Source organism: Corallococcus terminator, assembly GCF_003611635.1.
GTDB classification, from domain to species: domain Bacteria; phylum Myxococcota; class Myxococcia; order Myxococcales; family Myxococcaceae; genus Corallococcus; species Corallococcus terminator.
Genome location: NZ_RAVZ01000359.1, coordinates 1 through 9,684 on the forward strand (window position 1 = coordinate 1; position 9,684 = coordinate 9,684).

General features: G+C 65.7%; 7 protein-coding genes and 2 pseudogenes. 2 read left to right on the plus strand and 7 right to left on the minus strand.

The window, feature by feature from the left end; translation table 11 throughout:
• From D7V88_RS42710 to D7V88_RS34510, 4 genes and pseudogenes are all read right to left on the minus strand, one after another.
• Window positions 1–357, minus strand: a pseudogene (locus D7V88_RS42710) (hypothetical protein); the annotation flags it as partial.
• A 6-nt stretch (window positions 358–363) separates the two neighbouring features.
• Window positions 364–462 (minus strand): annotated as a pseudogene (locus tag D7V88_RS45580) (zinc-ribbon domain-containing protein); the annotation flags it as partial.
• A 9-nt stretch (window positions 463–471) separates the two neighbouring features.
• Window positions 472–861 (minus strand): ComEA family DNA-binding protein, encoded by a 390-nt coding sequence (locus D7V88_RS34505; RefSeq protein ID WP_244238546.1) that lies wholly within the window; start codon window positions 859–861, stop codon window positions 472–474.
• Window positions 862–890: 29 nt separating this feature from the next.
• Window positions 891–2,168 carry an aspartate kinase gene (locus tag D7V88_RS34510; RefSeq protein WP_120544862.1) on the minus strand — a complete coding sequence of 426 codons (1,278 nt, stop codon included), beginning with the start codon at window positions 2,166–2,168 and terminating at the stop codon, window positions 891–893.
• A gap of 144 nt (window positions 2,169–2,312) precedes the next feature.
• Here D7V88_RS34510 and hutH point away from each other — a divergent pair, with 144 nt between their 5' ends.
• Complete coding sequence (gene hutH, locus D7V88_RS34515) at window positions 2,313–3,839, plus strand: histidine ammonia-lyase (RefSeq protein ID WP_120544863.1); 1,527 nt, start codon at window positions 2,313–2,315, stop codon at window positions 3,837–3,839.
• A gap of 317 nt (window positions 3,840–4,156) precedes the next feature.
• Window positions 4,157–5,080, plus strand: a complete 924-nt coding sequence (locus D7V88_RS42715) for a hypothetical protein (RefSeq protein WP_147448977.1) — start codon at window positions 4,157–4,159, stop codon at window positions 5,078–5,080.
• A 69-nt stretch (window positions 5,081–5,149) separates the two neighbouring features.
• On the opposite strand, the gene D7V88_RS34520 is transcribed toward D7V88_RS42715, so the two are convergent.
• The 3 genes from D7V88_RS34520 to D7V88_RS34530 all read right to left on the minus strand — a co-directional run.
• The gene (locus D7V88_RS34520) at window positions 5,150–6,490 is read right to left on the minus strand and encodes a hypothetical protein (protein WP_120544864.1); all 1,341 of its coding nucleotides are present in this window, start codon (window positions 6,488–6,490) and stop codon (window positions 5,150–5,152) included.
• Window positions 6,487–8,634, minus strand: a complete 2,148-nt coding sequence (locus D7V88_RS34525) for a hypothetical protein (RefSeq protein WP_244238547.1) — start codon at window positions 8,632–8,634, stop codon at window positions 6,487–6,489. Before D7V88_RS34525 ends, D7V88_RS34520 begins: the two co-directional genes overlap by 4 nt.
• A partial coding sequence (locus tag D7V88_RS34530) for a hypothetical protein (RefSeq protein ID WP_120544865.1) occupies window positions 8,624–9,684 on the minus strand: 1,061 nt, incomplete at its 5' end. The genes D7V88_RS34530 and D7V88_RS34525, both read right to left, overlap by 11 nt.

Consider the following 9,684-nt stretch of genomic DNA (forward strand, 5'->3'; position numbering starts at 1 on the left):
CCCTGCCCCACCGGACGCCGGACCCACGGCCCCGAAGGCCCGCGTGTGGCCCATGGCCTGGGGAGGATGCACGCCTGACGTGGTGGTGCTCACCGGAGGCCGGGGCGCGCTCGCGACGGGCGCGATGGTGGGCGGAGGCGGGATGACGCCGGACGAGGTCAGCGGTCCGGAAGACGGCGTCGGCTGCGGGACGAACGAGCCGGTGGACGTCGTCTGTCCCGCGAACAAATGCGTGGACTTCAGGCCGGCCGTGTCACCGCCAAAAATCTGGGTGGAGGACTGGGCACCCGAGCGGTCCACGCCGCCAGCGGGCGGAGGCTTCGGAGCGGGCGGGACGGCCCCCTGGGGCGAAGCCATGAAGACGTGTCCACATCGCGTGCACTGCACCGAAGCGCCGCCGGGCGGCAGGAGTCGGGCATCCAGCACGTACTGCATCGAGCATTGCGGGCAGGAGATCTGCACCGGCTGTGCTTACCACACGCTCCCATTGGCCGCCGCCGACTCCAGCACCGTGGCCGCCCGGAGGGTCTGCAACTTGGCGTCACCCACGCCGGGCACCGCGTCCACGTCGTCCCAGCTCGTGAACCGCCCCTGTTCCTCGCGGGCCGTCACCAGCCGCCGGGCGAGGTCACGCCCCACCCCGGGCAGCAGGGCCAGCTCCGCTTCCGACGCGGCGTTGAGGTCCAGCTTGAGCCCCAGCGCGAGCGCCCGGGCCCCCGTGGGCACGGTCCCCGGCCCGCAGGTGGCGAGGCCGGCGGGATCCAACCGCACGGCCTCCAGAGGGCAGTCGAGCGAGGGCTTCGCGTCCGGCCAGCGCGCCCGGGCGACGAAGCCCAGGGCGAGCAGGCCCAGCGACACCACCGCGAGCGCGGACGTGCGCCCTGGCCGCCTCAGGCCTTCTGCCCATGGAGTGCGTCGTTCTCGGACACGGTGGGGGTCTCCGTCACGGCGGGCGGCGCATCCAGCCCGAAGGCCGTGTGCAGCGCGCGCACGGCGAGCTCCGTGTACTTCGTGTGGATCACACACGAGGTCTTGATCTCCGACGTGGAGATGAGCTGGATGTTGATGCCCTCCTGGGAGAGCGTCTGGAACATCCGGGCCGCGACGCCCGAGTGGTTGCGCATGCCCACGCCGACGATGGACACCTTGGCGATGGTGTCGTCCACCTCGACGCCGGTGGCGCCCACTTCCTGGGCCGCGAGCTTCACGACCTCATGGGCCTTGGCGAAGTCGGACTTGGCCACGGTGAAGGTGACGTCGGTGCGGCCGTCGCGCGACAGGTTCTGCACGATGAGGTCCACCACGATGTGCTTCGCGTCGAGCGCCCCGAAGAGCTTCGCCGCGGCGCCCGGCTGATCCGGCACGCCCACCACGGTGATCTTCGCCTCGTTCCTGTCGTAGGCGACACCTCGAACCAGCACGTCCTCCATGGATGCGTCCTCCTCGCAGACGAGCGTGCCGGGATCCTCGGTGAAGGAAGACTTCACCCAGAGGGGCACCTTGTACTTCATGGCGAATTCGACCGAGCGGATCTGCAACACCTTGGCGCCCAGGCTCGCCAGCTCCAGCATCTCTTCGTACGTGATGCGGTCCAGCTTGCGAGCGGCCGGGCAGATGTTGGGGTCGGTGGTGTAGACCCCATCGACGTCCGTGTAGATCTCACACGCATCCGCGTTGAGCGCCGCGGCCAGCGCGACACCCGTGGTGTCGGAGCCGCCGCGGCCCAGCGTCGTGACGCTGCCCGTCTCGTCCACGCCCTGGAAGCCGGCGACGACGACGATCTGTTTCTTCGCGAGCGCGGCGCGGATGGGCTGGGCATCGATGCTCTTGATGCGGGCCTTGGAGAAGGTGCTGTCGGTGACGATGCGCACCTGGTGGCCGAGGAAGCTCACGGCCTCCCCGCCCTGCGCCTGGATGGCGAGCGCCACGAGGCCGATGGAGACCTGTTCCCCGGTGGCGACGATGACGTCCTGTTCGCGCTCGTTCGGCCGGTCGGTGATCTGGGCGACGAGTTTGAGCAGGCGGTTCGTCTCGCCGGACATGGCGGAGACGACGACGACGACGTCATGGCCGGCCTTCTGGGCGGCGAGGCAGCGTCGGGCAACGTTCTTCATGCGCTCGGTGTCACCCACCGAGGTGCCGCCGTACTTCTGGACGATAAGGGCCAAGGGGCTCACGACCTCCCTGCACGGACGGGCACGGGCTATATGGGCCCCGGGCCCCGGGTGTAAAGGGCCTCTGCCACCCCGCCGCGTTTCCGCTAGCGTTCCCGGCGAAACCGACTTCAAGCCGCCACTCCGGAGCACCCTGACATGTCCCGCCCCCGCCTCCTCATCGATGGTGACACCCTGAAGCTGGAGGAGATCCTCCAGGTCTCCCGCCACGAAGTCACCGTCGAGCTGTCGCCCGATGCCGCCAAACGGGTGCAGGCCTCGCGCACCCTGGTGGACCGGGTGGCCGCTGGCGACACGCCGTCGTACGGCATCAACACGGGGTTCGGCACGCTGGCGGAGGTGCGCATCGACCGGAAGGACCTGCGCGACTTGCAGCGCAACCTCATCCTGTCGCACGCGTGCGGCGTGGGTCACCCGCTGCCGCTGCCGGAAGCCCGCGTGCTGCTGCTCTTGCGGTGCAACGTGCTGGCGAAGGGATTTTCCGGCATCCGGATGGAGACGCTGGGCCTGGCCATCGACATGCTGAACCGGGACGTGGTGCCGGTGGTCCCCGAGCGCGGCAGCGTGGGCGCGTCCGGAGACCTGGCCCCGCTGGCGCATCTGGCGTTGGTGTTGATTGGCGAGGGCGAGGCGTTCTTCGAGGGCGTGCGGATGCCGTCGAAGCAGGCGCTGGAGAAGGCGGGCCTGAAGCCGGTGGTGTTGGAGGCGAAGGAAGGCCTGACGCTGATCAACGGCACGCAGGCGATGTGCGCGGTGGGGACGCTGTTGCAGTTGCGAGCGGAGATGCTCGCGGACGTGGCGGACATCGCGGGAGCTATGACGGTGGAGGGCCTGCTGGGAAGCCACAAGCCGTTCCTCCCGGAGATCCACGCGGTGCGTCCGCACGCGGGCCAGAAGGCGGTGGCGGACCACCTGCGCCGGATTCTCAAGGGCAGCGAGCTGGTGGAGACGCACGTCAACTGCAGCAAGGTGCAGGACCCCTACAGCCTCCGGTGCATCCCGCAGGTGCACGGCTCGGCGCGCGAGGGCATCTCCTTCGCACGGCGCATCCTGGAGGTGGAGGTGAACAGCGGGACGGACAACCCGCTGGTGTTCGCGGACACGGAGAACATCATCTCCGGGGGTAATTTCCACGGGCAGCCCATCTCCCTGGCGATGGACGTGGTGGCCATGGCGCTCACGCAGCTCTCCAGCATCAGCGAGCGTCGCGTGGAGCAGATGGTGAACCCGTCTCTGTCGGGCCTGCCGGCGTTCCTGGCGAAGAACAGTGGGCTGAATTCAGGGTTCATGATTGCCCAGGTGACGGCGGCGGCGCTGGTGGCGGAGTCGCGCATCCTGAGCCACCCGGCGTCCGTGGATTCGATTCCGTCCTCCGCGGGACGTGAGGACCATGTGTCCATGGGCATGACGGCCGCGCTCAAGGGGCGCCAGGTGTCAGAGTTCACGCGGTCGTGTCTGGCGATTGAAGTGCTGGTCGCGGCGCAGGCTCTGGACTTCCGTCAGCCGGTGAAGCCCGGCAAGGGCGTCCTGGCGGCGTATGAGCTGGTGCGCAGCAAGGTTCCGCACATGGACCGGGACCGGGAGCTGCATCACGACATCACTGCGGTCACGGCACTGGTGGAGTCTGGGGCGCTGCGTGAGGCGGTGCGGTCAGCCGTACATTAGGCACCGGTTCGCAGTCATCCTTGGAAATAAAATCCAGCTTGGCTTCAGGATTCTTCTGCATTTTTGCGAAGAGGACTTCAAAGCCATGGGTGATTGCGGCAGGCACTGGGCGCTGCCGCGTTTTTAAAGCCACGGGGCATTCCCATGACAAGCTCCGAACGCCATCTAAGAATCAACGAATTCCGGAGAAGCAACGTTCAAGAGGCTGCGTTCACATGAAGCCAACTCAAGGTCCCACGTCCCCCACTACCTGGGTAACCAACAAGTACGGGGGCAACAGGCCTATCACGTAGCTTTCGGTTAGACTCCACAACGTCATGGCAAAGCGAATTTCGCAACCTGCATTGATGGCCCTCGAAGAAGCCCTGGTCCACCTCTTCTGGTACAAAGACGATCTAAAGAGATTTCTCTACGCTTGCTTTGGGAACGATTCCAACCTGATCTCAAGCAGCGACTGGACCGACAACAAACGAAATATTGTCGGCCGCCTCATTCGAACACTATCTGCCGACCAAGAAAAACATCTCGACAAAATTCGCGATCTCTGCCTCGCGACAGTTGCCTTTGAAGACTTCCCTCACCTACAGCGGCTGGATGATGGCGCGCGAAAAGCGGCCAAAGCGGCAGAGTCTGTCGCACACCTTCGCAAGCTGGCTGCAACACATCTTGGTGCGAACAAGGAGCGCGAAGAGATTGAGCGCCGCAAAGAGGCCGATGCGGAGCGGGCAGTGCGGACATCTACTTTTTCAAAAAGGATAAATGAGGTAAGACAGACATTCACAGAAGCACTAAGTATGGGCGAGCAGAAGCGAGGGTATGTGCTGGAGAAGATCCTTTACGAACTTTTCTCCATATTTGAGCTAGATCCCAAAGCATCATTCAAAACCACCGCAGAACAGATAGATGGAGCCTTCTCATTTGAAACTACAGACTACATCCTAGAAGCAAAATGGACTTCTGCACCATGCACCAGAGAAGACATCGACATTTTCGCATCGAAGGTCGAAAGAAAGCTCGACAACACACTCGGTCTTTTCATGTCAGTTAATGGATTCAACCCAGCCGCGCTGACGCATGGAGGCACTGGCAGAACGAAGATCATCGCAATGACAGGCGAAGACCTCATGGCCGTCCTGGAACAACGGATCCATCTACCTGAGCTTCTTCACCGAAAGCGCAGACACGGCGTCCACACTGGTGAAATGTTCCTGCCAGTGAGAGATATGCTCAATCGAGACTGAACGTCAGCGTAACCGTCCGGCCAACGACGTGAACGAACAATTCAAAGAGGTCGAATACTCGGCACTCGATCACGAACAGCGTCGCTCAGCCTCGCGGTAGCTCTGAGTCAGTGAGTAGTCCAACAGCGCCTGCCGGGAACCCAGGTATCGCTGGGCACGAACGAATGGAAGCCATACACGGTTGCCTACACGGACCTGCGCTTCCTCCAGTTTCTTCCGCGGTATCCATTGGCCGCCCAGTCGCCGGACCAGGACCTCGCCCAGGTACGCGCCCACGGCGGGCATGAGTTGCTCGTCGATCTTCCACCGCTCGAAGGTCTCCGGATAGTTCCGGCTCCAAAGGTGGAAGTCGACGTCCGTCAACGATTCGGGGGTCGTTTCGAAGACCGACGGCACCTCGGTGTGCAGGATCGCCACGAGGTGCTCGGCGAGAGTCGCGTAGTGCTCACGGGCGTCAGACGGGTCCTGCACGTCCACAGGAATGGCGGCGTCCGCGGGCAGCCACTCTTCCGGCTCGGGCGGCGGGCGGACATTGAACTCAGCGATCTTCCGCTGGCGCTCACTGAATGCGCACGCGTCCAGCACGCGATTGAGCAGCGGCGCTACGTCCGGTTGAAAGCGTGGCTCCACGGGCGCCAGGGTCTCACTGCGTTCGCGCAGTTCACTGAGCACGGTAGAGAGGTCAAGATCCGGCCGGAGGTGCACGAACGCCCGAGCCTGAGCCTGACGCGCTTCCTCACATGCGAAGTCCGTGACGGTAGGCCACGTCAGAACGAGGACGGAGCCGTTTGGGAGTTCCTCTACCCGATGGGCGGGGGTTGACAGCATCCGCTCGCGGCCGACGGACTGCACCAACTCGGACCCAAAGATGTTGAGCCAATACACCCCGTAGATCTTGTCGAAGCCGTCCTTCATCGAGGTCTGAATATCGCGCCCAAAGTTGGGCGAGCCTGACAAATATTCGTCTGCGACACTGTGCGCCGAGGCATAGGTCACTGGGTACCGAGCGGCCCAGCCACGAACCATGTCCACGAACGCTCGGCAGCGCTCCACCTCGGAAAAGAACGAGAGGGGTTGTAAGACAAGCGAGACATTCAGTTCTGGTGGAAGCGGTGGAAACCAGAGCCTGAACGTCATATCCAGCGCCGGCCATGCCGTGCGATACAACCCCAGGGTCGCCCCAACCTCGTCGCGATCCTCATCCAATGCCTTCCAGAAATTGGCTCGGCTGTATTTGCGCGCTCGCTTCCCCTTCACGACGTTCGGCATCCAGTCCCCAGCGGACGCCTCCAGTGTCAGGAGGAAGGGTTCAAGTTCGCGCTCCAGCGACTCCCGAGGATCGACGGCCCCCTCGAAAGAGAACTGGAGATGATCCTCCGTGTTCGATTGATGAGGATTCAGGGTTTTCATTCGAAGGACACCTCCACTCCTTTGACTTTTCGCTGAGTAGATTCCCCAACGCGGAGCAACGCCTTAATCTGGTCGGGCTTGAGTGCGCCGCACTCATAGACGAGGCGGACCCGTTGAACCTGGACCTCCAGTCCATCGCCTTCGGACTGGAGTGTGCGCCGACGGATGTTCAACTTCTCACCGTAATATCGCAGCGCGGCGCTCGCGTCCGCCTTCATCTGCGCTCCCATGACGCGCTCCTCCAGCAACTGAAGGTTTCGGCTCTTGAAGCTGAACGTCTCCACTCGGGACGGTTGGCCAGCGGGAGGCTCCATCTCGATGACGAGCACGTCCGCGAAGCGGAGATCCGCCTTCGCCACGCCCACATGCGTTTCGATGCGGGGCTTATTGAAGCCCTGGAGCCACTTTCGTTTTGCCTGTGGCAGCAACGCGTCCTCCCGCAGTTTGACCACCATGGCCCGCTCGAACTCCATCCCCTGGGCGAAGGTCCCTCGCAGTTGGTGGTAGTCCCTCCAGGTCAGGGGCCCCTTCGCCTGCGCGCCCTGCTTGAGCTCCGCGACCCGCCGCTCGAAGTACCCGACGTATTCACCCCAGCGCGCATGAGCTTCGGCGCCCGGTTGCGGTGCCTCCAACAACGGACGGTGCTTCTCCAGCTCCCGCACATCGGAGGCCAAGCGCCTTCCCGGCGCCTCCTGCTCCCACTGCACCCAGCGGGCCTCCACCGCTTCCCGCTCGAAGCCCGCCGCTTCGTGCACCCGGGCGGCGAGCGTGCTCGCGTCCTTCGCCCCACCGCTCCTCCCCGCTGGGGGTCCCGGCCGCTCGCGACTCGCCTCCGCCAGCAGCGCCTGCGCTTTCGCCGCACTGCCCTTCGCCTCGTACAGGGCCAGCAGCCCGGCCTCACCGGACTGGGCCGCGAACAGGGCATTCTCACGACCCGCCTGGAGGTATCGGAAGAGGTCGCGAGCAGCCTCGACTCCCAACTGCGATTGCAGCCGGCCCAGCCCCCGCTTCAATCCCTCCGCGGACAGGGCCTCTGGCAGGAGTCGCGTCCCCTTCCCCCTCGCATACAGCGCCACCATCAACACGGCCGGCGCCAGCTCCCGGGTGGCCTGCTCGTACCTTCCCTGCGCCAATGACTGCGCCCCCTGCCCCGCTCCCGCCGCCAGATGGAAGAAGCCCATCGGCACTCCGAACGTCAGGTGGTCGAAGGTCCCCAATGCCATCTTTCCCGGCGTGAAGCGCTCCAGCACCAGCGCCCTCTCCACCGCGTCCAGGGCCTCCTGATACGGGGGCGGCAGGTGCCCTCGCTTCGCGCTGAACTCCGTGTACAGGGGCTCGGCGAAGACAGGGATGGTGACGAGTGCTTCACGGCCCGCCCGTCCCAGGCCCCGCAGGACATCTCCGGCCTGCTCGGTCCGCTCCGGGAAGTCCGACAGCTTCAGCCCCCGTCGCTGCAACTCCTCGCGGACAGTGGGCATGCTTCCCAGCGTCTCACCGAGCTGCTTGTTGTGAACCAGACGCTGGAGCACCTCGCGGAGTTCGTCGTCGAAGGCGGCGTGGACGATGAAGAGGGCGAACACCTCCGCCAGGGGGACGCCGTACTTCTCCGTCGCGGTGACGAGAAAGCCCGCGCGTTTGCCATTGAGGATCTTGGACGCATCCGCGTCGAGCGGGCCAAGAGCCCCCAGCCGGACCGCATCCCAGTCCTTCAGCGACTCCACCAGCCGGGGCATGTCCACCCCTTGCTGCATCGCCACGAACTCCGCGGGCGAGGCGCAGGCCAGGAATGGGGCGAGCACCTCCTGACTGGAGGACAGGTCGGGCCAGCCGGGTGGACGCTCCTGGCCTCCGCAGGTGAACGCCTCTTCTCCGGCGGTCTCGTCCGGGCTCGTGCTACCGATGTTCGAACCCTGCTCGCGCTTCGGCCCCCGTCGGCGGCCCAGCCGCTCGGAGGCTCCAGGCTCCACCAACGAGGGCGCTTGCTCGGCGACACCTCCCGCCGTGTTCCACAACACCTGCGTGGGACGCGGCCCATGGGCCCACGAATCCACCCCCGTCCGGGGCGGCAGCGTGACGCAGCCGGTGGTGAGGAGGAGGGCCAGGGACAGCAGCCCCCACGCTCGCGACAGGAGTTCAGCGCACATGATCCACCCCCATCCCGACCGCGATGAAGGCTCCCGGGCGAAGTGTCCCCTCCGGTGTCGGGGTCAGCAACGTGCCGCCCTGGCCCAGCGCGTACACCCTGCCCCCGAGGAAGCGCCAACGCGCCTCTCCCGAGGCGAGGTAGCGCGTCCCCGGCTGGCGCAGGCCCACAGCCATTCCTCGCAACGCCACCTCAACGCTCCGGTGGAAGAGCTGCACGGCCATCCGCACATCCGCGTCCACTCGTCCCCAGGTGAAGGCCTCGGCGGAGAGGGAGAGGCGCAGGTGCCGCTGCAACAACTCCCCCAGGTGCACCGCGTCCCAGCTCACAATCACCTCGCCGAACGCGGAGGCGCCGTTGGGGAAGACCGCCTCCGCCAGCGCCTCTCCGGAGGCTCCCGCCACCTGGAAGCGCGCCAGTTCGTAGTCGGGACCGAAGTACCCCTGCCGGAAGCCCCCGCGCTGAACGCGCCCCTCCAGTCGGGCCTGCAAGTCGAGTGTCGGTGAGACCGCGTCCGCTCCCAGGCCCGCCACCGCACCCCATGCACCGCCCGCTCCGGGGAAGCCTCCCCACCCGGCGAACACCTGCGCTTCGAAGCCGCTGTCGCGCCCCCGTCGCACCACCACCACCGCCGAGGCGTCCACATGCGCCAACGTCGCGAGCCGTGCCGTGTCTCCAAGCCGTGCCCCCTCGTGCACCGCCGAGAGGGACAACGTGTAGCGGCCCGGCTGCGCGGACTGGCCGGAGAGGACGTGCTGCACGTCCAGCGCGACCTCGGCCCCCATCAGACGGGTCCCCAGCACATCGGAGACAAACGCCTCGGTGTACAGGGGCCCCAGGGTGCCAGTCAGCACGGCCCCGGCGGGGTGATAGTCCGGGTGGATGCGATTGGAATAGCGCCGCACCAGATGCCCGGACAGCAAGCTGTAGCAATCCAGAGCGCCTGCCCACAGCGCCACCGGGGATGCGTCGCTGCCCAGCGAGAGGAGTCGCACCACCTGCCCCCAGTCCGACAGCGAATCCCAGTCCTCCGCGCGAACGCGGCCCGCCC

Excerpts from the sequence above, each read along its gene's own strand:
- D7V88_RS34520 (WP_120544864.1), bottom strand. The coding sequence starts at position 6,490 with ATGAAAACCCTGAATCCTCATCAATCGAACACGGAGGATCATCTCCAG.
- D7V88_RS34525 (WP_244238547.1), bottom strand. The coding sequence starts at position 8,634 with ATGTGCGCTGAACTCCTGTCGCGAGCGTGGGGGCTGCTGTCCCTGGCC.
- D7V88_RS42715 (WP_147448977.1), top strand. The coding sequence starts at position 4,157 with ATGGCAAAGCGAATTTCGCAACCTGCATTGATGGCCCTCGAAGAAGCC.
- hutH (WP_120544863.1), top strand. The coding sequence starts at position 2,313 with ATGTCCCGCCCCCGCCTCCTCATCGATGGTGACACCCTGAAGCTGGAG.